Origin of the sequence: Streptomyces sp. WMMC1477 (genome assembly GCF_027460245.1) — a bacterium.
In the GTDB taxonomy this organism is placed as follows: domain Bacteria; phylum Actinomycetota; class Actinomycetes; order Streptomycetales; family Streptomycetaceae; genus Streptomyces.
Genome location: NZ_JAPZBD010000003.1, coordinates 4,041,993 through 4,065,978 on the forward strand (window position 1 = coordinate 4,041,993; position 23,986 = coordinate 4,065,978).

20 protein-coding genes and 2 tRNA genes are annotated in these 23,986 nt (G+C 72.3%); 15 read left to right on the forward strand and 7 right to left on the reverse strand.

Features of this window, described 5'->3' with window-relative positions; all coding sequences use genetic code 11:
- Window positions 1-41: 41 nt before the first annotated feature.
- The 4 genes from O7609_RS18200 to O7609_RS18215 all read left to right on the forward strand — a co-directional run bounded on the left by O7609_RS18200 (window position 42) and on the right by O7609_RS18215 (window position 5,347).
- On the forward strand, window positions 42-3,023 hold the full coding sequence (locus tag O7609_RS18200; protein ID WP_269737214.1) for a UPF0182 family membrane protein: 2,982 nt from the start codon (window positions 42-44) through the stop codon (window positions 3,021-3,023).
- Between the two features lie 43 nt (window positions 3,024-3,066).
- A tRNA-Met gene (locus O7609_RS18205) sits at window positions 3,067-3,140 on the forward strand.
- Between the two features lie 195 nt (window positions 3,141-3,335).
- Window positions 3,336-5,207 carry a tetratricopeptide repeat protein gene (locus O7609_RS18210; RefSeq protein ID WP_269735932.1) on the forward strand — a complete coding sequence of 624 codons (1,872 nt, stop codon included), beginning with the start codon at window positions 3,336-3,338 and terminating at the stop codon, window positions 5,205-5,207.
- A 66-nt stretch (window positions 5,208-5,273) separates the two neighbouring features.
- Window positions 5,274-5,347 (forward strand) — tRNA-Met (locus tag O7609_RS18215).
- A gap of 170 nt (window positions 5,348-5,517) precedes the next feature.
- Here the strand turns inward: O7609_RS18215 and O7609_RS18220 are convergent.
- Entirely contained in the window at window positions 5,518-5,934 is a 417-nt protein-coding gene (locus tag O7609_RS18220) for a Fur family transcriptional regulator (protein ID WP_269735931.1), read from the reverse strand.
- Window positions 5,935-6,092: 158 nt separating this feature from the next.
- Between O7609_RS18220 and O7609_RS18225 the strand changes: the two genes are divergently transcribed.
- Entirely contained in the window at window positions 6,093-7,556 is a 1,464-nt protein-coding gene (locus O7609_RS18225; RefSeq protein ID WP_269743897.1) for a catalase, read from the forward strand.
- Window positions 7,557-7,698: 142 nt separating this feature from the next.
- On the opposite strand, the gene O7609_RS18230 is transcribed toward O7609_RS18225, so the two are convergent.
- Together O7609_RS18230 and hisN are read right to left on the reverse strand one after the other, a co-directional pair.
- On the reverse strand, window positions 7,699-8,124 hold the full coding sequence (locus tag O7609_RS18230) for a CBS domain-containing protein (protein WP_269743898.1): 426 nt from the start codon (window positions 8,122-8,124) through the stop codon (window positions 7,699-7,701).
- A 183-nt stretch (window positions 8,125-8,307) separates the two neighbouring features.
- Window positions 8,308-9,102, reverse strand: coding sequence for a histidinol-phosphatase (hisN, locus tag O7609_RS18235; RefSeq protein WP_269735928.1), 795 nt, complete (start codon window positions 9,100-9,102; stop codon window positions 8,308-8,310).
- A gap of 215 nt (window positions 9,103-9,317) precedes the next feature.
- Between hisN and O7609_RS18240 the strand changes: the two genes are divergently transcribed.
- Window positions 9,318-9,890, forward strand: coding sequence for a TetR/AcrR family transcriptional regulator (locus O7609_RS18240; protein WP_269735927.1), 573 nt, complete (start codon window positions 9,318-9,320; stop codon window positions 9,888-9,890).
- Between the two features lie 69 nt (window positions 9,891-9,959).
- On the opposite strand, the gene rsgA is transcribed toward O7609_RS18240, so the two are convergent.
- The 3 genes from rsgA to O7609_RS18255 are packed head-to-tail and all read right to left on the reverse strand — an operon-like array spanning window position 9,960 to window position 13,091.
- Window positions 9,960-10,952, reverse strand: a complete 993-nt coding sequence (rsgA, locus tag O7609_RS18245) for a ribosome small subunit-dependent GTPase A (protein ID WP_269735926.1) — start codon at window positions 10,950-10,952, stop codon at window positions 9,960-9,962.
- Window positions 10,953-10,965: 13 nt separating this feature from the next.
- Window positions 10,966-12,279, reverse strand: coding sequence for a 3-phosphoshikimate 1-carboxyvinyltransferase (gene aroA / locus O7609_RS18250; protein WP_269735925.1), 1,314 nt, complete (start codon window positions 12,277-12,279; stop codon window positions 10,966-10,968).
- 41 nt (window positions 12,280-12,320) lie between these two features.
- Window positions 12,321-13,091 (reverse strand): M50 family metallopeptidase, encoded by a 771-nt coding sequence (locus O7609_RS18255; RefSeq protein ID WP_269735924.1) that lies wholly within the window; start codon window positions 13,089-13,091, stop codon window positions 12,321-12,323.
- Window positions 13,092-13,335: 244 nt separating this feature from the next.
- On the opposite strand from O7609_RS18255, the gene O7609_RS18260 reads away from it, so the two are divergent.
- The 8 genes from O7609_RS18260 (at window position 13,336) to O7609_RS18295 (ending at window position 21,418) form a co-directional block, all read left to right on the forward strand.
- Entirely contained in the window at window positions 13,336-15,426 is a 2,091-nt protein-coding gene (locus tag O7609_RS18260; protein ID WP_269743899.1) for a glycosyltransferase, read from the forward strand.
- A 51-nt stretch (window positions 15,427-15,477) separates the two neighbouring features.
- Window positions 15,478-16,293 carry an SOS response-associated peptidase gene (locus O7609_RS18265; RefSeq protein WP_269735922.1) on the forward strand — a complete coding sequence of 272 codons (816 nt, stop codon included), beginning with the start codon at window positions 15,478-15,480 and terminating at the stop codon, window positions 16,291-16,293.
- 31 nt (window positions 16,294-16,324) lie between these two features.
- Complete coding sequence (locus tag O7609_RS18270; protein WP_269735921.1) at window positions 16,325-16,963, forward strand: alpha/beta hydrolase family protein; 639 nt, start codon at window positions 16,325-16,327, stop codon at window positions 16,961-16,963.
- A 258-nt stretch (window positions 16,964-17,221) separates the two neighbouring features.
- Window positions 17,222-17,905, forward strand: coding sequence for a sigma-70 family RNA polymerase sigma factor (locus O7609_RS18275; protein WP_374226943.1), 684 nt, complete (start codon window positions 17,222-17,224; stop codon window positions 17,903-17,905).
- Window positions 17,902-18,294 (forward strand): mycothiol system anti-sigma-R factor, encoded by a 393-nt coding sequence (rsrA, locus tag O7609_RS18280; RefSeq protein ID WP_269743900.1) that lies wholly within the window; start codon window positions 17,902-17,904, stop codon window positions 18,292-18,294. The genes O7609_RS18275 and rsrA overlap by 4 nt, the downstream gene beginning before the upstream one ends.
- Before the next feature lie 372 nt (window positions 18,295-18,666).
- Entirely contained in the window at window positions 18,667-19,680 is a 1,014-nt protein-coding gene (locus O7609_RS18285; protein ID WP_269735918.1) for a tetratricopeptide repeat protein, read from the forward strand.
- Between the two features lie 96 nt (window positions 19,681-19,776).
- Complete coding sequence (gene def / locus O7609_RS18290) at window positions 19,777-20,436, forward strand: peptide deformylase (RefSeq protein WP_269735917.1); 660 nt, start codon at window positions 19,777-19,779, stop codon at window positions 20,434-20,436.
- A 244-nt stretch (window positions 20,437-20,680) separates the two neighbouring features.
- Window positions 20,681-21,418, forward strand: coding sequence for a D-Ala-D-Ala carboxypeptidase family metallohydrolase (locus tag O7609_RS18295; protein WP_269735916.1), 738 nt, complete (start codon window positions 20,681-20,683; stop codon window positions 21,416-21,418).
- 538 nt (window positions 21,419-21,956) lie between these two features.
- On the opposite strand, the gene O7609_RS18300 is transcribed toward O7609_RS18295, so the two are convergent.
- Window positions 21,957-23,366 (reverse strand): hypothetical protein, encoded by a 1,410-nt coding sequence (locus O7609_RS18300; protein ID WP_269735915.1) that lies wholly within the window; start codon window positions 23,364-23,366, stop codon window positions 21,957-21,959.
- A gap of 295 nt (window positions 23,367-23,661) precedes the next feature.
- Here O7609_RS18300 and O7609_RS24770 point away from each other — a divergent pair, with 295 nt between their 5' ends.
- The gene (locus O7609_RS24770; RefSeq protein WP_443072261.1) at window positions 23,662-23,892 is read left to right on the forward strand and encodes a DUF5988 family protein; all 231 of its coding nucleotides are present in this window, start codon (window positions 23,662-23,664) and stop codon (window positions 23,890-23,892) included.
- Window positions 23,893-23,986 lie beyond the last annotated feature (94 nt).

The following is a 23,986-nucleotide window of genomic DNA, read 5'->3' on the forward strand; positions in this document are numbered from 1 at the left end:
CATCCATCGCGATCTTCGAGGTGCGCACCTTGGCTTTCCAGATGCCGGACCGGGGCTCAGGGGGCCCCTCCGGGCCACGGATCAGAGTCGGCCAGCCATCCCGGCGTGCCAAGACGCTGTTGCTGACAGCAGGCGTGCTGGCCGTGCTGGCCATGCTCTTCGTCATGTTCGCCGGGTTCTGGACCGACTGGCTCTGGTACCGGTCGCTCAATTACACGACGGTCTTCACCACCACGCTGTGGACCAAGATCGGCCTGTTCGCCGTGTTCGGCGTCCTCATGGCCGTCGCCGTCGGGCTCAACGTCTGGCTCGCGCACCGGCTGCGCCCGCCACTGAGCGCGATGTCGCTGGAGCAGCAGAGCCTGGACCGCTACCGGATGGCCATCGCGCCGTTCAAGAAGTGGATCCTGCTCGGCGTCGCCGCCCTGGTCGGGCTGATCGCCGGCGCCTCCGCCTCGGGGGAGTGGCGCACCTGGCTGATGTGGGTGAACGGCACGTCGTTCGGAGAACGGGACGCCCAGTTCAACAAGGACATCTCGTTCTTCGCCTTCGACCTCCCCTTCTACCGCTTCCTGCTGAGCTTCGGCTTCGCCGTCGTCGTGCTCTCCCTGATCGCCGCGGCGATCGTGCACTACCTCTACGGCGGTCTGCGCGTCACGACGCCCGGGGCCCGGGCCACGACCCAGGCCACCGGCCACCTGTCGGTGCTCCTCGGCCTCTTCGTCGCCCTCAAGGCGGTGGCGTACTGGCTGGACCGCTACGGGCTCGCGGTGAAGTCCAGTGACATCCGGGGCACGAGCGACTGGACGGGGCTGCGCTACACCGACGCGAACGCCTACCTCCCGGCGAAGACGATCCTGTTCTTCATCGCCGCGATCTGCGCCCTGCTGTTCTTCGGCGCGCTCTGGCGGCGCACCTGGCAGCTCCCGGTCATCGGCCTCGGTCTGCTGGTGCTCTCCGCGATCCTCATCGGCGGGCTGTACCCGGCGATCGTCGAGCGTTTCCAGGTCCAGCCGAACCAGCAGGCCAAGGAGACGCCGTACATCCAGAAGAACATGGAGGCCACCCGCAAGGCCTACGGCATCGACGACGTCCAGTTCTCGAACTTCGAGGGGCCGCCGGAGGACCAGGCCGACACGGACGACGCCCAGCGCAACCAGGAGGCGCGGGACTCGGTGGGGGACACGGCCAGCATCCGCCTCCTCGACCCGAGCGTCGTCTCGCCGGCCTTCCGCCAGCAGCAGCAGGTGCGCGGCTACTACACGTTCCCCGACGACCTCGACGTGGACCGCTATGCCACGGCGGAGGGCGGCGAGCAGGACACCGTCGTCGGTCTGCGTGAGATCAACATCGGCGGGGTCACCGAGCGCAACTGGATCAACGACCACTTCAAGTTCACCCACGGCTACGGCGTCGTCGCGGCCAAGGGCACCGAGGTGGACTACGAGGAGGGCGGCGGCACCCCGGTCTTCACCGAGAGCGACCTGCCGCCGCAGGGGCAGCTCCCCGACTACCAGCCGCGCGTCTACTACGGCGAGAAGACGACGATGTACTCCATCGTCGGCGGCCCCCAGCAGGAGCTGGACTACGTCGCGGACGACCAGGAGAAGCTGTACACCTACGAGGGCGACAGCGGCGTCGACATTTCCAACACCTTCAACCGCGCCGCGTACGCGCTGACCTTCGGGGAACCGAAGATCCTGTACTCCGGCGCCATCGGCGACGGCTCGCGGATCCTGTACAACCGCACGCCCAAGGAGCGGGTCGAGGCCGTCGCGCCCTGGCTGACGATCGACGGTGACCCGTACCCGGCCGTGGTCGACGGCAAGATCCAGTGGATCGTCGACGCCTACACGACGTCCAACGGCTACCCGTACTCGTCGCGGACGACCCTCGGGGACACCACGCAGGACGCGCTGACCGACGGCCAGCGCACCGTGATCGCCCAGCAGGACCGGGTCAACTACATCCGCAACTCGGTCAAGGCCACCGTGGACGCCTACAGCGGCGACGTGAAGCTCTACGAGTGGGACACGAAGGACCCGGTGCTCAAGACCTGGATGAAGGCGTTCCCGGGCACCGTGGAGCCGCGTGAGGAGATCAGCGAGGACCTGATGCGGCACCTGCGCTACCCGCAGGACCTCTTCAAGGTCCAGCGGGAGCTGCTGACGCGCTACCACGTCGACACGGCCGGCCAGTTCTACAGCGGCAGCGAGCGCTGGCAGATCCCGATCGACCGGACGCGGGACGACGAGCCGGTGCCGCCGTACTACCTCAGCATGAAGATGCCGGGGGAGGACGCGAAGAGTTTCTCGCTGACGACCACGTTCAACCCCAACAACCGCGAGACGCTGAGCGCGTTCATGGCGGTGGAGTCGGACGCGGCCAAGGACGACTACGGCACGATCCGCATCCTCAAGGTGCCGACGTCCCTGGAGGTCTCCGGCCCACAGCAGGTGCAGAGCCGCTTCAACTCCGATCCGCAGATCGCCGAGTCGATCAACATCCTCGAGAGAGGTGACTCGGAGGTCGAGTACGGCAACCTGCTGACGATCCCGATGGACGACGGCATGCTCTACATCGAGCCGCTCTACGTCCAGGGCGCCAACACCAACTACCCCCGCATGCGTAAGGTGCTGGCGGCCTACGGCGGTGAGATCGCCTACGAGGACACGCTGGAGGAAGCCCTCAACGGGGTGTTCTCCGTCAGCGGCGAGAGCGAGCAGCCACCGGGCGACCAGCCCGAGGAGCCCCCGGCCGACCAGCCGGAGCAGCCCGACCAGCCGGAGCAGCCCGCCGAGCCGGGAAGCCCGACGGAGCTGTCCGAGGCCCTGTCGGACGCCCAGGACGCCTACGAGGCCGGTGAGCGTGCGCTGCGCGAGGGCGACTGGGAGGCCTACGGGCGCGCACAGGACGACCTTCAGGACGCGCTGCGCCGTGCCGAGGACGCCCAGGGCGGCGACGGTGGCGGCGCAGGCGGCGGCGAGGGCGGCGGCCAGGACGGCGAGGGCGACGGGGGGTGAAACGAGCACGCTCCGCGCCGTGCTAGAGTTGTGAACACAACGGCGCGGGGTGGAGCAGCTCGGTAGCTCGCTGGGCTCATAACCCAGAGGTCGCAGGTTCAAATCCTGTCCCCGCTACTGAACGGAAGGGCCCGGAGTATTCACTCCGGGCCCTTCCGCTTGTCCGGTGTCGGCCGTCGATCGCGCCCGTTGTCAACTCTCCTTCCAACAACTGGGTTTGAGCCCTCGTTATATCGGGAAGTCGACAAAACGCTGAAGTGACCTAGTGGGTTGGGGTATACCGGGTGTACCCGGGTTGCAGGTGGTGCGACGATGGACGTTATGGGGGAGATGACAGGGCTTGGCTACACAGAGCGCCGGAATGCCGGAGTTGTGCGTGACGTCCGCACCGCAGGGCCCGACGAACCGCTCGTGCCGTCCCCGGCAGGGGCCGGCGGCCTGAGCGCACTCGGTGCCGCCCTCCTGCGCCGGGGCGAGCTGGACGAGGCAGAGCCGCACCTGCGGGCCGCCGCCGCGGCCGGGGACCGGGCCGCCGTCAACAACCTCGGAGTGCTGCTGCACCAGCGCGGCCGTGCCGACGAGGCTGCCGAGTGGTGGCGGGCCGCGGCCGTGGCCGGTTCGGCCGCGGCCGCCCACGCGCTCGGCCGGCACCACCGGGAACGCGGTGACGAGGTGGCGGCCGACTACTGGCTGCGGCAGTCGGCCGAGGCGGGGCACACCCTGGGTGCCTACGCCCTGGCCGATCTACTCGACCATCGCGGCGAGGAGGGGGCCCAGGCGTGGTTCCGGGCCGCCGCCGAGGGCGGGCACCGTGAGGCCGCCTACCGGATGGGCCTGCTCAGCCTCCCGGCCGCCAGTAGCGCGGGCGGCGCCTCCACGGCCGCGGAGTCCTGGTTCCGGCAGGCCGCGTCCCGTGGCCACCGCGGAGCCGCTCTGCGCCTCGGCGTGATCCTGGAGGAACGCGGAGAAGCGCGGGAGGCCGGCCGCTGGTACCTGATCGCCGCTGGCGAGGGAGAGCCCGGTGCCGCCTGTGCGCTCGGCTTCCTGCTGCGCGACGGCGGGAACGAGGAGGCTGCCGAGGAGTGGTGGCTGCGGGCCGCGCGGGAGGGCGACGGGAACGCCGCCAACGCCCTGGGCGCGCTGCACGCCGAGCGCGGCCGTCGCCAGGAGGCGGAGCGCTGGTACCTGGCGGCCCTGGACGCGGGGGACATCAACGGCGCGTTCAACCTCGGCCTGCTCTGCGCGGGGCAGGGCCGCGAGGCCCAGGCCGAGCAGTGGTACCGCAAGGCGGCCTACGCCGGTCACACCGAGGCGGCCAACGCGCTGGCCGTGCTGCTGCTCCAGCGAGGGGACACCGAGGGCGCGGAGCCGTGGTTCTCCAAGGCCGCCGAGGGCGGGAGTGTGGACGCGGCCTTCAACCTCGGCATCCTGAACGCCGGGCGCGGGGCGGAGCGCGAGGCGCTGCACTGGTACCGGCAGGCCGCCGAGGCCGGCCACGCGGGGGCGGCCCTGCAGGTCGGCGGCTCGCTCCTGCGGGACGGCGAGGAGGACGCCGCCGAGCGCGTCCTGCGCCGCGCCGCGGAGGGCGGCAGCGTGGAGGGTGCCTTCCGGCTGGCCTCCCTGCTGGAGCGCCGCACGGCCGGGGCGTCCGGGGCGACGGAGGCTTCGGTCCCGTCCGGGCGGCCGGGACCGGCCCGGATGTCCGCGGGCTCTTCCGAGCGTGCCGGGGCTGGTGCACCGGCCGGGACGTCGGCAGGCGGCGGGGACGACCGGGACGGCGAGGATCCGCCGGAGTACGAACGCTGGTACGCCGCGGCGGCCCGGGGCGGCCACCGACGGGCGCAGGTGCGGGTGGGCATGTGCGCGGCGGCCCGGGGGGAGGTCGTCGAGGCGGCCCACTGGTACCGCACGGCCGCGGAGGCGGGGAGCCCGAACGGCGCGTTCAACCTCGGCCTGCTGCTGGCCCGGGAGGGGGCGGAGCCGGAGGCGGCCCTGTGGTGGGCCCGTGCCGCCGAGGCGGGCCACGGCCGGGCGGCGCTGCGCCTCGGCCTGCTGGCCGCGCGCCGCAACGAGCTGGCCGAGGGACGGCGCTGGTGCGCCCTGGCCGTGGAGCTGGGGCCGGCGGCCGTGGCGGAGCGGGCGGCCCGGCTCAGCGAGGCGCTGCACTCCGAGCTGTCGGCCTGAGCCTGGCGGGCGACCCATGGATTTGCGCTGGTCGTAACCCTGTGGCTAAAGTAGGGGACACAACGGCGCGGGGTGGAGCAGCTCGGTAGCTCGCTGGGCTCATAACCCAGAGGTCGCAGGTTCAAATCCTGTCCCCGCTACTGAAAACGGTGGCCCGGAACCCATGGTTCCGGGCCACCGGTCTTTTCGTGTCCGCCCGTCTGTCCGTCCGGGAATCCGTCCGCCCGTCCGGGCAAGTGAAAGGCCCGCCCCTCGGGGCGGGCCTTTCACTTGCGTCGTGGCGTCCGTCCGTCCGGGCGGGCGCGGCCGGTCAGGCGGCGGCGCAGGAGGGGCACACGCCCCGGTAGATGACGGAGGCCTCGGAGACGGCGAATCCGAACCGCTCGCTCTCGGGCAGGGCGCCGAGCGGGTCGGCGGCCGGGTGGACGTCCCGGATCGTGCCGCAGTGCGAGCACACCAGGTGCTGGTGCGTGTGGTGGGCGTTCGGGTCGTATCGCTTGGCGCGGCCGTCCGTGCTGACCTCGATGATCTCGCCGAGTGCGACGAGCTCGCTCAGCGTGTTGTACACGGTTGCACGAGCGATCTCGGGAAGCCGTTCGGCCGCCCGGGCGTGCACTTCGTCGGCGGTGAAGTGCACGTGGTCCCCGTCGAGGACCTCGGCGACGACGCGACGCTGTGCGGTCAGCCGCCAGCCGCGGTTGCGCAGCCGTTCCAGAAGGTCACTCATCGATCCCATCCATCGTTCAGGTGGGGCCAGCTTAACAGTGGGCTGCCACCTGGTCGGACTGTGTACGGACTTCATAGTCATCTTGACTTAGACACAGTCCAATGTAGGCTCTGGTCTCGGCGACAGTGCAGGACAGGACAAGTGCGGGAGGCGAACGAGTGACTGCCCAGAGTGAGAACGGTCCTCTGACCACGGAGGCGGGCGCTCCCGTCGCGGACAACCAGAACAGCCAGACGGCCGGAGCCGGCGGCCCCGTCCTGGTCCAGGACCAGCTTCTGCTGGAGAAGCTCGCCCACTTCAACCGCGAGCGCATCCCCGAGCGGGTCGTTCACGCGCGGGGTGCGGGTGCCTACGGCACCTTCACGGTGACCGCCGATGTGACGAAGTACACGCGTGCGAACTTCCTCTCGGAGATCGGCAAGCGGACCGAGGTATTCCTCCGCTTCTCCACCGTGGCGGGCAACCTGGGTGCGGCCGACGCGGTGCGCGACCCCCGCGGCTTCGCGGTGAAGTTCTACACCGAGGAGGGCAACTACGACCTCGTCGGCAACAACACCCCGGTGTTCTTCATCAAGGACGCCCTCAAGTTCCCCGACTTCATCCACACCCAGAAGCGCGACCCGTACACCGGCTCCCAGGAGGCGGACAACGTCTGGGACTTCTGGAGTCTCTCGCCGGAGTCCACGCACCAGGTGACCTGGCTCTTCGGCGACCGCGGGATCCCGGCCTCCTACCGCCACATGAACGGCTACGGCTCGCACACCTTCCAGTGGAGCAACGAGGCCGGCGAGGTCTTCTGGGTCAAGTACCACTTCAAGACCGACCAGGGCGTCCGGAACCTCACCCAGGAGGAGGCCGACGTCCTGGCGGGCCGGGACCCGGACAGCCACCAGCGGGACCTGCGCGAGTCCATCGAGCGCGGCGCGTTCCCCGGCTGGACCGTGCAGGTGCAGATCATGCCGGCGGCCGAGGCGGCGGAGTACCGCTTCAACCCGTTCGACCTCACCAAGGTCTGGCCGCACGAGGACTACCCGCCGTTCGAGATCGGCAGGCTGGAGCTCAACCGCAACCCGGAGAACATCTTCGCCGAGGTCGAGCAGTCGGTCTTCAGTCCGCACCACTTCGTCCCGGGCATCGGCCCCTCGCCGGACAAGATGCTGCAGGGGCGCCTCTTCGCCTACGGCGACGCGCACCGTTACCGCGTCGGCGTCAACGCCGACCACCTGCCGGTCAACCGTCCGAAGGCCGGCGAGGCCCGCACCCACGGCCGGGACGGCGTCCTGTACGACGGCCGCCACGGCCGGGCGCGCAACTACGAGCCCAACAGCTTCGGCGGCCCGGCGGAGACCGGCCGTCCGCTCTGGGGGCCCGTGCCCGTCTCCGGTGCCACCGGGGACCACGCGGCGCCGCGCCACGTCGAGGACGACGACTTCGTCCAGGCGGGCAACCTCTACCGGCTGATGTCGGAGGACGAGAAGCGGCGCCTGATCGACAACCTGGCGGGCTTCATCGCCAAGGTCTCGCGCGAGGACATCGCGGAGCGCGCCGTCGAGAACTTCCGCCGGGCCGACACCGACTACGGCAAGCGGCTGGAGGAAGCCGTGCGGGCGCTGCGCGGCTGAGCCGCGCCATGACCGCGGCAGGCGGTCCTCCACCGTGGTCAAGGCCCTGCGCGGTGGGGCCGACCGCCTGCCGCCCACCCCGGAGGGGCCGGACGCCGATGCCGATGGGCTCCGGCCCCTCCGGCCTTCTCGGGCCGTGGGATCAGACGGCGACGGTGCCCCGCCGGGACGCCGCGCGGGGCGGTCCGCCCGAGGCCGTCCAGCAGCGGACGATGTCGCGCACGGACACGATGCCGACCGGTTCGCGGTCGTCGAGCACGATCAGATGGCGGAAGCCGCCGCGCGTCATCGTTCCGGCGGCCTCCTCCAGGGTCCATTCCGGCGCGGCGAAGACGACGGACGTCGTGGTGTGGGCGTGCGCGGTCTCCCGGTCGGGGTCCTGCCCGCAGCCCACGGAGTTGAGGATGTCGCGCTCGGTCAGGATGCCGAGCCCGCTGGTGTCGGTGTCGAACACCACCGCGGCCCCGACCCGGCGCCCCGCCATCAGGCAGGCGGCCTGACGGAGAGTGTGGGTGGGGCCGATGGTGAGGACCGTGGTCGTCATGGCGTCGCGGACGAGGTCGGGCATGGTCGACGTGCCACCTCCTTGGCGGAGCCCGGAGTCCGGTCGCGTCTACGGGAACGGATTCACAAGCTCACAAGCGGGGGAGTGTTCATCGTCACACGGACGTCGAACCCCAACAAGAGGTCGTACGCGGCCCGCTGCCGCCCACACCCCCGCACGCCCCCGACGGGCGCCGGGCGCGGCCCGTCAGCCGCCCAGGTACTCCAGCAGCTCCGGGTGCAGCAGGCCGTTGGACGCGGCGGCGTCCCCACTGTGCGGTCCGGGACGGCCGTCGAGCCCGGTGAACGTGCCGCCCGCCTCCTGGACGATGACCACGTTGGCCGCCATGTCCCACAGCGACAGCTCCGGCTCCGCGCACAGGTCCACCGAGCCCTCGGCGACCATCATGTAGGGCCAGAAGTCGCCGTAGGCCCGGGTACGCCACACGGAGCGGGTGAGGTCGAGGAAGCCGCCGAGCCGGCCGCGCTCCTCCCACCCGGACAGCGAGGAGTACGCGAACGAGGCGTCCCGCAGCCGGGACACCCGGGACACCTGCATCCGCGTCGCCGCCGACAGGCTCCGTCCCGTGTAGGCGCCGCCGCCCTCGGCCGCCCACCAGCGGCGGTTGAGCGCCGGGGCGGAGACGACGCCGACGACCGGACGGTCGCCCTCCTCGCCCCGCTCCATGAGGGCGATCAGCGTGGCCCACACCGGGACGCCGCGGACGTAGTTCTTGGTGCCGTCGATCGGGTCGATCACCCAGCGCCGGGGGCCCGTGCCCTCGGTGCCGAACTCCTCGCCGAGCACGGCGTCGCGCGGTCTGGCCCGTTGCAGTGACGCCCGGACCAGCTCCTCGGCGGCCTTGTCGGCCTCGCTGACCGGCGTCATGTCAGGTTTCGTCTCGACCTTGAGGTCGAGCGCCTTGAACCGCTCCATCGTGGTGGCGTCGGCCGCATCGGCCAGCACGTGGGCGAGACGCAGATCATCGTGATAGTCCGGCATGATCGAACAGTATCGAGCGGAGCGTGCCCCGGCCACACGGGCGGTCCGTCCGGGCGCGGCACGCTCGGCACGCTCGTCCGAACGCCGCCGTCCCTCACGCCTCCCGACACCGCCGTCCGCGCGCCTCCCGGGTTCTGGCCTCCCACGTATTGACATGCCTGGTCCGTCCGTTGATCCTGTGCCGCAATCGACCGTGGCCGAGGGGGGAGGGGAGCATGCCCAGCGCGCGCGAGGCCCTGCTGATCGCCGCTCAGACGGCGCTGGCGGACCGGCCCTGGGCGACCGTGCGCATGGTGGAGGTCGCCGCGGCGGCCGGAGTCTCCCGGCAGACCCTGTACAACGAGTTCCGCACGAAGGAGGGGCTCGGGGCCGCTCTCGTGGACCGGCAGATCGACGGGCTCGTCACCGGCGCGGCCGACGCGGTGACCGCCGCCCGCCGCCGCGGCGGCGATCCGGCCGCGTGCTGCGCCGCGGCGGCCGTCTGGATGCTCGACCGGGCGCGGGAGGAACCGCTCCTGCGCGCCGCGCTGACCGGCTTCTGGGACTCCCGGCTGCCGCTGCCCGAGTACCGACCCGAGCAGGTCGTCGCCCGGCTGTGCGCGACCACCCTGGACGCCCTGTGCGGCACCGGGGAGGCCGAGTTGCGCCGGGCCTGCGAGGTGGGTCTGCGGCTCGCCCTCTCCTACGTCGTGGTGCCCCCGGCCGACCCGGAGGCCCCGGCCGGGGTGGCGGCCGTCGTCGCGGCCCTCCTGCGCGGGACACCCGCCGGGGCGCAGTCCGTCGACTGACGGCATCGACGGGCTGCGGCGGGCATCGACCGGCGGCGGAGCCCGGTGGAGGGTCGCGGACGGACGGGCTCAGTCGCCCTCGCGGCGCTCCCGGGTGGCCAGGAGCCGGCGCAGGGAGTCCAGCCGGGCCGGTTCCGCGTGCCCCCCGGCCACCCACGCGTCCAGCGCGCAGTCCGGCTCGTCGTGGCTGCACGCCCGCGGGCACTCCGCCGTGCCCGGCTCCAGGTCGGGGAAGGCGTGGATCACGCGGGACGGGTCCACGTGGTGCAGTCCGAACGACCGCACGCCCGGGGTGTCGATGACCCAGCCCTCGTCGTCCGGCAGCGGCAGCGCCAGCGCCGAGGTCGTCGTGTGGCGGCCCCGCCCGGTGACGGCGTTGACGACGCCCGTCGCCCGGCTGCGCTCCGGCACCAGGGCGTTGACCAGCGTCGTCTTGCCGACGCCCGAGTGCCCGACGAAGGCCGTGACCCGCCCCTCCAGCAGCTCGCGCACCAGGGTCGCCGGTTCGTCGTGCCGGGTCGCCACCGCCCGCACCCCCAGCGGCGCGTACGCGGACAGCAGTTCCTCGGCGGGGGCCAGGTCCGCCTTGGTGAGGACGAGCAGCGGTTCGAGCCCCGCGTCGTAGGCGGCCACGAGGCAGCGGTCGATCAGCCGCGGCCGCGGTTCGGGGTCGGCGAGCGCGGTGACGATGGCCAGCTGGTCGGCGTTGGCGACGACGACGCGCTCGTACGGGTCGTCGTCGTCGGCCGTGCGGCGCAGCACCGACGAGCGCTCCTCGACGCGCACGATCCGCGCGAGGGTGTCCTTCTCACCCGAGAGATCTCCCACGACGGCGACCCGGTCGCCCACCACCACGCCCTTGCGGCCCAGTTCGCGGGCCTTCATGGCGGTGACGGTCCGGCCGTCGACCAGGGTCGTGATGCGTCCGCGGTCCACGGTCAGGACGAAGCCCTCGGTCGCGTCCTCGTGCTTGGGCCGGATGCGGGTGCGCGGACGGCTGCCCCGGCGCCCCGGGCGGACCCGGATGTCGTCCTCGTCGGTGTGCTTGCCGTAGCGGCGCATGCCCGCGCCGTCCCTACGCGGCCACGCCGAGCATGGCCTGCCACAGCTCCGGGAACTCCGGCAGCGTCTTTGCGGTCGTCGCCACGTTCTCCACCTCCACGCCGGGCACCAGCAGGCCGAGCAGCGCTCCCGCCGTCGCCAGTCGGTGGTCGTCGTAGGTGTGGAAGACCCCTCCGTGCAGCGGCCGCGGCCGGATGCGCAGGCCGTCGGCCGTCTCGGTCACGGCGCCGCCCAGGCCGTTGATCTCCTTGGTGAGCGCAGCCAGCCGGTCCGTCTCGTGCAGCCGCAGATGCGCGACGCCGCGCAGCACCGACTCGGAGTCCGCGAGCGCCGCGACCGCCGCGATGCCCGGGGTGAGCTCGCCGACGTCCGACAGGTCGACGTCGATGCCGTGCACGGCGCCGGTTCCGGTGAACGTCAGCCCGCGCTCGTCCAGCTCGCAGCGGCCACCCATCGCGGTGAAGATCTCCCGCAGCGCGTCACCCGGCTGGGTGGTGTGCCGCGGCCAGTCCGGAATGGTGACCCGGCCGCCGGTCACCAGGGCGGCGGCCAGGAACGGCTGGGCGTTGGAGAGGTCCGGCTCCACCGTCAGGTCCCGACCGAGCAGCGCGCCCGGCGTCACCCGCCAGACGTTCGCCTCGCCGCCCGACTCCGGGGTGTCCACCTTGGCGCCGACGGCCCGCAGCATCTCGACCGTCATCCGGATGTGCGGAAGCGAGGGCAGCGTCGGCCCGGTGTGCCGCACCTCGACGCCCTGGTTGAACCGGGGGGCCGACAGCAGCAGGGCGCTCACGAACTGGCTGGAGGACGAGGCGTCGACCTCCACCGGGCCGCCGGCCAGCGAGCCCGCGCCGTGCACGGTGAGCGGCAGGGCGCCCCGGCCCTCGTCGTCGATGCGGGCGCCCAGGGAGCGCAGAGCGTCGATCACGCCGTGCAGCGGACGCTCGTACGAGCGCGGGTCGCCGTCGAAGTGGACGGGCCCGTCCGCCAGGGCCGCCACGGGGGGCAGGAAGCGCATGACGGTGCCCGCGTTGCCCACGTCCACCCGGGCCGGGCCGTGCAGGCCCGCCGGGATGACGCGCCACGCCTCGCCCGTGCCGTCGGGGCCGACGCCCTCCTCGATGCCCACGCCCATCGTGCGCAGCGCCTCGGCCATCAGCACGGTGTCCCGGGAGCGCAGGGGGCGCCGGACCCAGCCGGGCTCGGAGGCCAGGGCGGCCAGTACCAGCGCGCGGTTGGTCACCGACTTGGAACCGGGCACGGTGACGGTCGCGTCGACGGGGCCGGCCGCGCAGGGGGCGGGCCAGTGGGCTGCGGTGGCGGTCATGACCTTCACTTTAGGCCGTGGGCGGCGCGGGGGACGAACGCCTACCCGCCCAGCAGCCAGGTGCCGCCGCCCACGAGCGAGCAGAGCGCGACCGCGTGGAAGAACAGCAGCCAGCCCACGGCGGGGACGTTGGTCAGCCGGTGGAGCTGGTCGGCGTCGCTGTCGGGCAGGCCGGACGACCCCTCGGGGACGCCCTGGGGCCACCCGTACACGGGCTGCGGCATCCTGCGGGTCCGGCGCCGCTCGCGCTGGAGCTCGAACACCGGGCGCACCCCGCCCAGGAGCAGGAACCACACCGCCGCGTAGGCGAAGAGGGCCTGCACCTCGGCGGACGTCAGCCAGGACACCAGCACGAACAGCGAGCCCGCGGACACCACGGTCAGCACGCCGTAGGCGTTGCGCACCATCACGAGCAGGGCCAGGAGGAGTGCCGTGGCCCCCCACAGCAGCGCGGTGATGCGCCCGGAGGCCAGCAGCGCCGCCCCGCCCAGGCCCAGGAGCGGCGGGGCGGTGTAGCCGGCCGCCGCGGTGAGCACCATGCCGAGCCCGGTCGGCCTGCCGCGGGAGACCGTCAGCCCGGAGGTGTCCGAGTGCAGCCTGATGCCCTGGAGTTGACGTCCCGTCAACAGGGCCATGAGGGCGTGGCCACCCTCATGGGCGATCGTCACGGCGTTCCGTGCGAGCCGCCACGGCGCCCGTACCCCCACCACCGCCAGCGCGAGCAGGCCGGTGGCGACGACGAGCCACAGCGCGGGCGCCGACTGGACGCCGGTCACCCGGCCCCACACGTCGGTGAAGTCGTCGATCCCCATGTGCTCCTCTTCCCGTTCCGCTCGCCGTCCACCCTGCCACGCCGTCCTCCGCGGGCCGGCGGGGCGGCCGTCCCCGTCCGCCCGAGCGGTACGGCCCCGCTCCCGCGCGGCCGTACCGCTCGGGCGGACCCCCACCCCCTGCGACGCCTCCGGGCGCCCGAATCGTTGCGGTAGATAGCCCGGTCCCACGCGGCCGGGCGTCCACGTCGACGGGCCGGGACAGGCCGGAACAGGAAGGTGCGAGGTGCACATCGCGTTCCTCCTCTACAACGCGTACGGAATCGGCGGCACGATCCGCTCCACGGTGAACCTCAGCGGCGCCCTCGCCGCGGCCGGGCACACGGTCGAGATCGTCTCCGTCCACCGGACCAGGGACGACCTGCGGCTGGAACTGCGCCCCGGGGTGCGCACCCGGGCGCTCATCGAGTGCCGCCGGGACGCCCCCGGCTACGACGGCGGGCACCCGCGCACGGCGGAGCCGACCGGCATGTGGGAGGACAGCGGCGTCAGCAGCGGCCCGCTCGCCCCCACCCGGCTGACCGACGAACGGGTCGCGGAGTACCTGCGCCGGACGGAGGCGGACGTCGTCATCGGCACCAGACCCGTCATCAACGGCTACCTGGACCGCTACGGCCGCTCGCGCTACCTGCGCATCGGGCAGGAGCACCTGACCCACGACTTCCACAACCCGCAGCTCCGCGAGGACCAGAAGGCCGCCTTCGCGGGGCTCGACGCCCTCGTCACCGTCTCCGAGGCCGACGCCGTCCGCTACCGCGAGATGCTGCCCGGAGCCGACACCCGCGTCCTGTGCATCCCCAACGGCGTGCCCGCCGTTCCCGTGACCCCCTCCGCAGGCGACTCGAAGACGATCGTCGCCGCCGGACGGCTCATCCCGGTCAAGCGGTACGACCGGCTCGTGCGCGCCTTCGCCAAGGTGGCCGCCCAACGCCCCGACTGGACCCTGCGGCTCTACGGCCGCGGGCCGCGCGCCGCGTCCCTGCGGAGCCTGGTCGACGAGCTCGGCCTGTACAACCGGGTCCGCCTGATGGGAGCCGTCACGCCGATCGAGACCGAGTGGGCCAAGGGAGCCGTCGCGGCCGTCTCCTCCGACGGCGAGTCCTTCGGCATGACCATCGTGGAGGCCATGCACTGCGGTGTCCCGGTGGTCTCCACGGACTGCCCGCTCGGCCCCGGGGAGATCATCACCCACGGGCGCGACGGGCTGCTGGTGCCGCTGGACGGCGGCGAGGACGCGTTCGCCGAGGCCCTGCTCCAGCTCATCGACGACGACGAGCGACGGCGGGCCATGGGCCGCGCCGCCCGCGAGACCGCCCGGACCTACGACCCCGAGCGGATCGCGGCCCGCTACATCCGGCTGATGGAGGAGCTCGGCGCGTCCCGCCGCGGCCCCGCCCACCGGCTGCGCGGCGCCCTCGCCGGCTACCGCGCGCGGCGCGCGGCCGCCCCCGGCGGCCACGGGCCCGGCGAGACCGGCGTGCCCGCGCCCCGGGCCCGCGCCGCCGCCACCGCGGACGGGGGCGTCGCCGTCCGCCTCGCCGCCGCGGACCTGCCCGACACGCCGCTCGACTTGGTGCTGCGCCTGCGCAGGGACCCCGGGGAGCGGCAGGTCGTCCTCCCGCTGCCGCCCGGGCGGGACGCCACGGACGGCTGGCTCGAGGTCGTCCTGCGGCGGAGCGAGCACCGGCTTCCCGAGGGCCGCTGGGACCTCCACACGGCACCGCGGGGCACGGACCGGCGCCGCCGGGTGCGGGCGGAGCTGGTGGAGCAGGCCGCGCTGGTCACCCTGGAGCCCAGGGTGGACGAGAACGGCGTCTCCGCCTGGGTGCCCTACACCACCTCCGAGGGCAACCTCAGCGTGCGCACCTGGCTGCGTCCGGCCCACGCCGAGGTGGAGCACGTCGAGGTGGGGGAGGAGGCGGTCGTCGTCACCGCCGTCGCGCACGGGGCCGTCCCGGGCCCGGACGCGGCGGTGCTGGCCGCCTCCCGCGAGGACGCCGACCGGGACTTCGCCGTCGCGGCCCGCCCGCTGGCCGGCTCCCGGTTCACCGTCGCGCTGCCGTACGCCGGGGCGCTGGCCCGGCGGAGCGCCGGACACGACCTGTGGGACCTGCGCCTGCTGCCCGCACCCGGGGCGGAGCCGGTGCCGATCGGGCGGATCGGAGGCGACTCGGCCGACCGCCGGAAGACCGACGTCTACCCCGCCGTGGAACTGCCGCACCCGGAACGCGGGACGACGCGGATTCGGCCCTACATCACCTTCCGCAACGAACTGGCCCTCAGCGCCCGCGACATCGAGCCGCCCGGCGACGCCTGAATACCCGCCTTGGGCGCCCGGTTGTCCGGGCCGCGTGGCAGGCTTGCACACATGTGCGGAAGGTACGCGGCGAGCCGGAGCCCGGAGGACCTGGTCGGGCTCTTCGACGTGAGCAAGTGGGAGCCGACGGAGACGCTGGCCCCGGACTGGAACGTGGCGCCGACCAAGGACGTGTTCGCGGTGCTCGACCGTCCGGTGAAGGGGTCCGGCGATCCGGACCCCGTGCGGCAGCTGCGGGTGCTGCGCTGGGGCCTGGTGCCCTCCTGGGCGAAGTCCCCGGAGCTCGGAGCCAAGATGATCAACGCCCGGGCGGAGACGGTGCACGAGAAGGCGGCGTTCCGCCGCGCCTTCACCTCCCGCCGCTGCCTGCTGCCGGCCGACGGCTACTTCGAGTGGGTGACGGGGACGGAGGAGCTGGACCTGGAGCAGCGGGGTCGGCGGAAGCGCCCCCGCAAGCAGCCGTACTTCGTCACGCCCGTCGACGGCTCGGTGATGGCGCTGGCGGGGCTGTACGAGTTCTGGAAGGACGTCACCAGGGCTCCGGACGACCCCCGGGCCTGGTGGGTGACGTGCACGGTCATCACGACCGAGGCCGAGACGGTGCCGCTGCCCGGCGGCGGGGAGGGCGGCCCCCGGTCGCTGGCCGACATCCACCCGCGCATGCCGGTCGCCCTGCCCGCGGACCGCTGGGACGCCTGGCTGGACCCGGCGCGGGACGACGAGGGCGAGCTGCGGGAGCTGCTGGGCGGGCTGCCCACCGGGCTGCTGCGCGCCTACCCGGTGAGCACCCAGGTCAGCAACGTGCGCAACAACTCCCCGGAGCTGGTGGAGGAGCTCGACGCCCCCGAGGTCGGCACGCTGTTCTGAGCCGCCCGCGCTCTGGGGTCTAATGGCCCCCATGAGCACCGAGAAGCCGAAGGCCGAGGACGTCGGGACCCCGGCCGGACCGGCCCGCGTCACCTGGCACCGCGCTTCCGGGGCGCACACCGTCCTGGCCCTCGGGCACGGGGCCGGCGGCGGCATCGAGGCGCGCGACCTGGCCGCTGTGGCCGCGGTGCTGCCCGGGCACGGCGTCACGGTCGCGCTCGTCGAGCAGCCCTGGCGGGTGGCGGGCAAGAAGGTGGCGCCCGCGCCGAGGACGCTGGACACGGCCTGGCGGGCGCTGTGGCCCCGGCTGGCGGCCGAGGGGCTGCCCGTCGTGGCCGGCGGCCGCAGCGCCGGGGCCCGGGTCGCGTGCCGCACGGCCGCGGACCTGGGCGCCGCCGGGGTCGTTGCGCTCTCCTTCCCGCTGCACCCGCCGGGCCGGCCCGAGAAGTCCCGGGCGGAGGAGCTCCTCGGCGCCGGGGTGCCCGTGATCGTCGTCCAGGGCGGGCGTGACCCGTTCGGGCGGCCCGGGGAGTTCCCGGCCGGAACGGCGATCGTCGAGGTGCCGGAGGCCGACCACGGCTTCGCCGTCCCGCGGCGGGCGGAGCTCTCCCAGGACGCGGCTGTGACGCTGATCACGGATGCCGTGGCCGGGTGGCTGACCCGGGAATGATCCGCCCGGCGCCGGTGTTGTGACCGATTGCCGGGCGGGAGTCCGGCACGGACCACACGGCGTCACGAGGCACCAGGAGAGGGAGCCGCCCCCATGGGTTCAGTCGCTTGCCCGCAGCGTCCCCAGGCCGTCGCGATGGACTGGGCCACCCTCGCGCTGGCCGGTGCGGGGGAGATTCAGGCGGCGAATGGTGTGGAACGTCGTCTATTCTCCGGTTCCAGCGGGCCCGGTGAGGGGTTCGCCGCCGATACGGAGGAGGTGGGTCCGGTCACGGGCACCGAGGACGGCACGCAGCATCTGCCGCGGGAGACGGACGCCGAGCGCAACGCCCGGTTCGAGCGGGACGCTCTCGGCTTTCTCGACCAGATGTACTCCGCCGCCCTGCGCATGACGCGCAACCCGGCGGACGCGGAGGATCTGGTCCAGGAGACGTACGCCAAGGCCTACGGCTCGTTCCACCAGTTCCGCGAGGGCACCAACCTCAAGGCGTGGCTGTACCGCATCCTCACGAACACGTTCATCAACTCCTACCGCAAGAAGCAGCGGGAGCCACAGCGCAGTGCCGCGGAGGAGATCGAGGACTGGCAGCTGGCCCGGGCCGAGTCGCACATGTCGACGGGGCTGCGTTCGGCCGAGTCGGAGGCGTTGGATCACCTGCCCGACTCGGATGTGAAGGAGGCCCTCCAGGCCGTTCCCGAGGAATTCCGCATCGCGGTGTACCTCGCGGACGTCGAGGGCTTTGCCTACAAGGAGATCGCCGACATCATGGGTACGCCGATCGGCACCGTGATGTCCCGTCTGCACCGAGGCCGCCGCCAGCTCCGCGGAATGCTGGAGGACTACGCGCGCGAGCGCGGCCTCGTCCCCGCGGGGGCGGCTGCGGGTGCGGGCGGTTCCGGGGGGTTCGACGAAGCGCACGACCGGAAAGGCTCGGACTCATGAGCTGCGGAGATCCGCACGAGACGGACTGCTCAGAGGTCCTGGACCACCTGTACGAGTACCTGGACCAGGAAATGCCCGACGCTGACCGGGAGAAGCTGGCCGAGCACTTCGACGAGTGCTCGCCCTGCCTGGAGAAGTACGGGCTGGAGCAGGCCGTGAAGAAGCTTGTCAAGCGATGCTGCGGCCACGACGACGTCCCCACGGACCTGCGGTCGAAGGTGATGGGCCGGATCGACCTCATCCGTTCCGGCGGCGCCGTGCCGGATCAGGCCGTCCTGGACACCGCCCGCTACTCCCACGGCGCTTCAAACCCCGGTCCGGCCGCCGAGGAGAGCCTCGGCGCGGGCGTCGACGAAGCCTCGTCCCCGGTACGCCCCAAGCTGAACTGAGCCCCCGCCGGGCACCCGTTCGGCCGGTTCGGGCTCCGGCGTCACCCCTCGCGTCCGGGCGTCTCCACGCCGTGTTCGCGCGGCTCCGTCCGAGTGCTCCCGCCGCCGCCCCGAGGGGGCCGTTCACCGGGCACGTACCCGGCCGACCCCCGTCATGTCGCGCCCTGCTGTCGGCTGAAGCAAGCTGACCCTGTAGCGACCGGAACGCCGCGGAACGGTTCGCCCCTTGCGGTAATGAGCGCGGGCCGGAGCGGGCATGGTTGGATGCGGGGGTAGTGCTCCGTAACGACCCGACACGCCACTGCACGCGGCGCCCTCGACAGGGAGACGGCAGACGCCATCATCGACAGGCGGGAATCAGGCGGGATCATCGTGAAGATCTTCGGCAGGGCACGGCACCGGCCGTCCACCGACTGGCGGCTCGCCACCGACCGCGCGTTCACCCTCATCGGTGACGGCCGGTACGAGGACGCGGGCGAGCTGTTGACGCGCGCTGCCGACCTGGAGCCCTGGCTCTCCGAGTCCTGGTTCAACCTCGCCCTGCTGCACAAGTTCCGGCACGACTGGGAGCAGGCCCGCACCGCCGGTCTGCGCGCCGTGGCGCTGCTGGACCGGGCGACGGGCGCCCCCGACTGGTGGAACGTGGGCATCGCCGCGACCGCCCTGCAGGACTGGCCGCTGGCCCGCCGCGCCTGGCAGGCCTACGGGCTGAAGGTGCCGACAGACGCGGCCGACGCCGCGGCCCTGGGCGAACCGACGGGCATGGAGCTGGGCAGCGCGGCCGTGCGGCTGTCCCCCGAGGGGGAGTCGGAGGTCGTGTGGGGGCGCCGGCTGGACCCGGCCCGGACCGCCGTGCAGTCGATCCCGCTGCCCTCCTCCGGGCGCCGCTGGGGCGAGGTGGTGCTGCACGACGGCGTGCCGAACGGCGAGCGCACGGTGAGCGGGGGCGGACGGCCCGCGGCGTACCCCGTCTTCGACGAGATAGAGCTGTGGGCGCCCTCGCCGGTGCCCACCTGGGTGGTGCTGCTCGAGGCGGCCACCGAGGCGGACCGCGAGGCCCTGGAGCAACTGGCCGCCGACGCCGGTTTCGCGGCCGAGGACTGGTCGTCCTCGGTGCGGCTGCTGTGCCGCTCCTGCTCGGAGTCGCGGATGCCGAGCGACGAGGGCGACGGCACCGCGCCCCGGCACGACCCGCACGACCACAGCGAGCCGGGCCACCCCGGCCCGCTGGGCCACATGACGGCCGGGGGGCCCGGCCAGGTCTGGATGCCGGAGCGCGAGTGCGGTCTGGCGGCGCCCGCCGCCCTCGTCCGCGGTCTCCTGGACGGCTGGGTGGCCGACAGCCCGGACACCCGCGAGTGGCGGGATCTGGAAGAGGTCTGCTGAGCCGTAGCCGGAAATGGCCGCTGGCGGCCGCCACCGTGCCGTCTCCCCGTACCCTGTAGGGCGGAACAGCAGGTTGTCAGGAAGGCGTACGGCGGCATGACCCAGCAGCAGGAGACCCGGCCGGATGCGGCCGGGGAGGGCCGGGAGGACGCGGCGGCCTCGGAGTTCGTGATCGACACCGAGGACTGCGAGGCGCGGGAGCGGGCCTACCGCGAGCGGGGCACCGCCCGTCCGATCACGGTCGTCGGCAATCCGGTGCTGCACCGCGAGTGCCGGGACGTGACGGAGTTCGACGACGAGCTGGCCCGGCTCGTGGACGACATGTTCGCCTCGCAGCGGGCCGCGGAGGGGGTCGGGCTGGCCGCGAACCAGATCGGGGTCGATCTGAAGGTCTTCGTCTACGACTGCCCGGACGACGAGGGCGTGCGGCACGTCGGCGTCGTCTGCAACCCGGTGCTGGCGGAGCTGCCGGCCGAGCGGCGGCGGCTGGACGACAGCGGCGAGGGCTGCCTGTCGGTTCCCGGCGCCTACAGCGAGCTGGCCCGGCCGGACTACGCGGAGGTCAGCGGCCAGGACCTCGACGGCAAGCCGGTCAAGGTGCGCGGCACCGGCTATTTCGCGCGCTGCCTCCAGCACGAGACGGACCACCTGTACGGGCGGCTCTACATCGACCGGCTCTCCAAGCGGGAGCGCAAGGACGTGCTGCGTCAGATGGCCGAGGCGACGCCCCGCTACGAGACGGTCCCGAACGACTGACCCGCCCGCCGGCCCCGGGCCACTCCGCCCGCGCCGGCCACCCGTCGAACCCGGCCACCCGTCAGCGCCGGCCCCCCCCGTCGTCCCTGGTCACCGCTGCCCGGGGCCGGCGGAGCCGTCGGTGCCCGGACGTCCGACGGCGGGGTCGTGCGCGCGGGGCGCGGCGTTTTCGTCAAAGGCCCGTCCATTGGCATTGCACCCGCGTTGTTGACGTGTACAACCGGCTCCGCCACGCTCTTCAGCCATGCGCAGACGACTGGTCAGAACGTTCCTCGCACTTGTCATGTTCGCGGCTGCGGCCCTTACGGGCACGATCGCCACAGCGGGTACCGCGCAAGCCGACAGCTGCTACACCTGGGGCCGCACCCTCAACCGCGGTGACTCCGGCTCGGACGTCAAGCAGCTCCAGATCCGCGTCGCGGGCTACCCCGGATACGGCAACGTCCTCGCCATCGACGGCGAGTTCGGCCCCGCCACTGAGGCGGCGGTCAAGCGCTTCCAGAGCGCCTACGGCCTTTCCTCCGACGGCGTCGCCGGATCGCAGACGTACAACAAGATCTACGCGCTCCAGGAAGCCGACTGCTCACCGGCCCACTTCGACTTCAGCGAGCTCAACCGGTGCAACTCGACCTGGAGCGGCGGTGCCGTGAGCGCCGCCACCGCACGGGAGAACGCCAAGCGCACCATGTGGAAGCTGGAGGCCATGCGGCACGCCCTCGGTGACGCGCCCATCCGCGTCACCAGCGGCTTCCGCTCCTACTCCTGCAACAACGCCGTCGGCGGCTCCCCGAGCAGCCGACACCTCTACGGGGACGCCGCCGACCTCGGCTCCGGCTCCCACTCGCTGTGCACGCTGGCCCGCCAGGCCCGCTACCACGGCTTCCGGGGCATCCTCGGCCCCGGCTTCCCCGGGCACAACGACCACACCCACCTCGACCACCGCTCCAGCCGCTACTGGTCCGCGTCGAGCTGCGGCATCTGACCCGCACTCCACCGACGGCCCAGTGCCGGGCAGGGCGCCAGCGCCCTGCCCGGCACTGGGCCCATCTCAACGGCTCTCGTCGGCCGTTCGGCGGGTTCCCTGACAGCAGACACGTCGGCCACAGAGGCCTGTGCTCGGCGGACCTGCGCCTGAGGGGACGAGAGACGAAGTACTGACGCAAGGGGAGCTCCGCCTTGCCCCATGTCCGAGGTCACGACGGCAACGGCTCGATAGCGGGCTCCTTGCTGCAGACTTCAGGACTCGCGGCTTTCGGAGGGTGCGCGTGGGAGACGGTGGGCCTCCCGTCCGTCGATGTCGTCGAGGAGAACATGGGAAGGCAGGCGGAAACCGGAATGAGCGGCTTGTCCGAGCCGGTCGCGGTGGCCTTACCTGCGCTTGTGTCAGGACCTTTCGCCGCCTTCGGCGTTGCGGCGAACGACGTGACTGCTTGAACGCAGGCGCGCGTGAATGGATCTTGCATGTGCTCAGTCAAGCGGCTTGTCATTCGAAATGCTCGTGACTCGCACACGCGGGGTGTCTAAAGTTCCGTGGAACCGTTGGCGTCTGAGCTGTTTGAGCGCATCGCACGAGCGTTGTCGTTGTGACGATGAGACGGAAGTGAGGCTGCCCGTTTCATGAGGGCTGATGCTTGACCATGGCGCTGATGTGGAGTGAGAAGTTGCCGCATGCCGACGATTCGGCGCTGTGCGGTGGCGGAGCGCAGGCGTGGGTAGCCCTCCAGGAACGCATGCCACTGAGATATGGCTTCTTCCAGGAAGCCAAGGCGCAGGAGCGTTTCCGCGAGGCGGGCGTGGCTCAGGATCTTGGCGCGGCGCTCACCCGCGGCGCGTAGGCGTAGGGAGAGCGTCAGAGCATCGGCGGCTCCTGAGTGGTCTCCGAGCGTAGCCAGGGTCTGGGCGCGCTGGTAGTGCAGGGCACCGGGTGGGTAGGTGGTGAACACGCCGGAAGCGGCGTCGCTCTTCTCGTAGAGGCGTTCGGCGTGGGACAGGGCCTTCAGAGCGGCGTGTCGGTCGTCCTGCGCCTCTAGCACAGCCAGTTGTGCCTGGCTATACGCTTGCACGGCGGGTGGAGAGGAACGGGCGTGGTCCGTCGCCTGTCGAGCCAGGTTGACGACTGGGGGGTGGCGATGCCCCAGATCATGGGCATGGGTGGCCATGGTGCGCAGCGCGATGGCCGAAGTAGCCGCATGCCGGGCTTCGAGGGCGAGGCGAGCGGCGGTGTGGTGGTACCGCTGGGCCACCGCGTCATCACCGCAGTCGGCGCACGCGTTGCCGAGCAGCAGAGTGAGCTGGGCGGCTGCTGTCAGAAGCTCACGGTGGGCTGCCTGTGAGGCGGGGTGGTGGAGCCAGCCGGTGACATCGCGAGCGAGGTAGGCGGTCAAGGCGGTGCGCACGGATCGTCCGCCGCCCGACTCGATCGCCTGGGCGAAGGCCGCGGTCATGGCCCGCATCTGCGCGGCCTCCGCGCCGCCGGCGCGCCACCCACCGGACTCCGGCGGGGAGACGGCCGCGCGGCGAGGCAGCGGGGGCGCGGGGGGCTGGGAGAGCGCCGAGATACTGAAGACGCCCTCACCCAGTTCGCTGCGACGAGGAGAAACGAGTTCGGTTGCGGCGAGGCGGACCAGGGCACGCAACGGATCAGGTTCCCTGAACACGTCTATTCCCGTGGCGGGTGAACAGGGCGTGAGCCCGGCATCCCGCCCGCTGACGGGATAACCGAGCCTTCGCGTCAGGGCCTCCAAGAGCAACTCGTCTGCAGGTGGCCGGGGCCGGGTTCCCGCCAGCCAGCGGGAAACGGTGGAGTGATCACAGCTCAGCCTTCTCCCGTTCTCGGCAGCGACGCGACGAACGGCACGGGCGAGTTGAGTCCGGTTCCAGTCGGCGGCCTCAAGCAGGCTCTGCAGTCGGGCATTCGGCGTACGCGTCATCGCCTTCCCCTTCCGGTATCCGCGAACCTTTCATCGATTCACAAGTGCACAAAGTTGCACGCCGGGCCCGATTCTCACAGCTCCGGGCGTCTGTGAACGCGTGGGTTCCTGCGGTCAACTGGAACGTACCCGGTGAGATCGACAGTTCACCGTGAGAACGCGCACAGGTGTGAGCTGCCCGACCGCTGGGGTTCGTACCGCCCTCAGACGCCAGGCATATTCCCCTTCGGCTAGCGCGTGGTGGTGCAGATTCGTTCCTGCGTATATCGGCTCTTTCTGATGTGGCTGATAGATGATGTGCGGAGAGGGGCATGGTCAAGTGATAGTCATATTTCTTACGGGCGGACCTGATGAGTTGGAAGGGGTCCGGCGCGTCAGGGCGGAAGTTCTTCCGGAGCGCTGGACTGTCACCTACTGCGGCCGTCACCAGCACTTCGAGCGAAGCGGTACCGCCGCTCCGGTGGATTTCGACGGCGAGCAGGTGCCGGTATTTCGGTTCACCCACAGTACGGCGATCGCCGAGTAGGAGTGTGGAACGCAGATGGTGAAGTGCCAAGCAGGGCGCGAGTTCGGTTCGGGGCAGGTGTCCGTCTCCGCCCGTCCTGCCGACGGCGGGCACC

Coding starts and splice junctions, on each gene's coding strand:
- O7609_RS18300 (WP_269735915.1), bottom strand. CDS start 23,366: ATGACGCGTACGCCGAATGCCCGACTGCAGAGCCTGCTTGAGGCCGCC.
- def (WP_269735917.1), top strand. CDS start 19,777: ATGACCCAGCAGCAGGAGACCCGGCCGGATGCGGCCGGGGAGGGCCGG.
- O7609_RS18200 (WP_269737214.1), top strand. CDS start 42: ATGCCGGACCGGGGCTCAGGGGGCCCCTCCGGGCCACGGATCAGAGTC.
- rsgA (WP_269735926.1), bottom strand. CDS start 10,952: ATGCGCCGCTACGGCAAGCACACCGACGAGGACGACATCCGGGTCCGC.
- O7609_RS18210 (WP_269735932.1), top strand. CDS start 3,336: ATGGACGTTATGGGGGAGATGACAGGGCTTGGCTACACAGAGCGCCGG.
- O7609_RS24770 (WP_443072261.1), top strand. CDS start 23,662: ATGTGCGGAGAGGGGCATGGTCAAGTGATAGTCATATTTCTTACGGGC.
- O7609_RS18265 (WP_269735922.1), top strand. CDS start 15,478: ATGTGCGGAAGGTACGCGGCGAGCCGGAGCCCGGAGGACCTGGTCGGG.
- aroA (WP_269735925.1), bottom strand. CDS start 12,279: ATGACCGCCACCGCAGCCCACTGGCCCGCCCCCTGCGCGGCCGGCCCC.
- O7609_RS18255 (WP_269735924.1), bottom strand. CDS start 13,091: ATGGGGATCGACGACTTCACCGACGTGTGGGGCCGGGTGACCGGCGTC.
- O7609_RS18220 (WP_269735931.1), bottom strand. CDS start 5,934: ATGAGTGACCTTCTGGAACGGCTGCGCAACCGCGGCTGGCGGCTGACC.
- O7609_RS18270 (WP_269735921.1), top strand. CDS start 16,325: ATGAGCACCGAGAAGCCGAAGGCCGAGGACGTCGGGACCCCGGCCGGA.
- hisN (WP_269735928.1), bottom strand. CDS start 9,102: ATGCCGGACTATCACGATGATCTGCGTCTCGCCCACGTGCTGGCCGAT.
- rsrA (WP_269743900.1), top strand. CDS start 17,902: ATGAGCTGCGGAGATCCGCACGAGACGGACTGCTCAGAGGTCCTGGAC.
- O7609_RS18240 (WP_269735927.1), top strand. CDS start 9,318: ATGCCCAGCGCGCGCGAGGCCCTGCTGATCGCCGCTCAGACGGCGCTG.
- O7609_RS18295 (WP_269735916.1), top strand. CDS start 20,681: ATGCGCAGACGACTGGTCAGAACGTTCCTCGCACTTGTCATGTTCGCG.
- O7609_RS18230 (WP_269743898.1), bottom strand. CDS start 8,124: ATGCCCGACCTCGTCCGCGACGCCATGACGACCACGGTCCTCACCATC.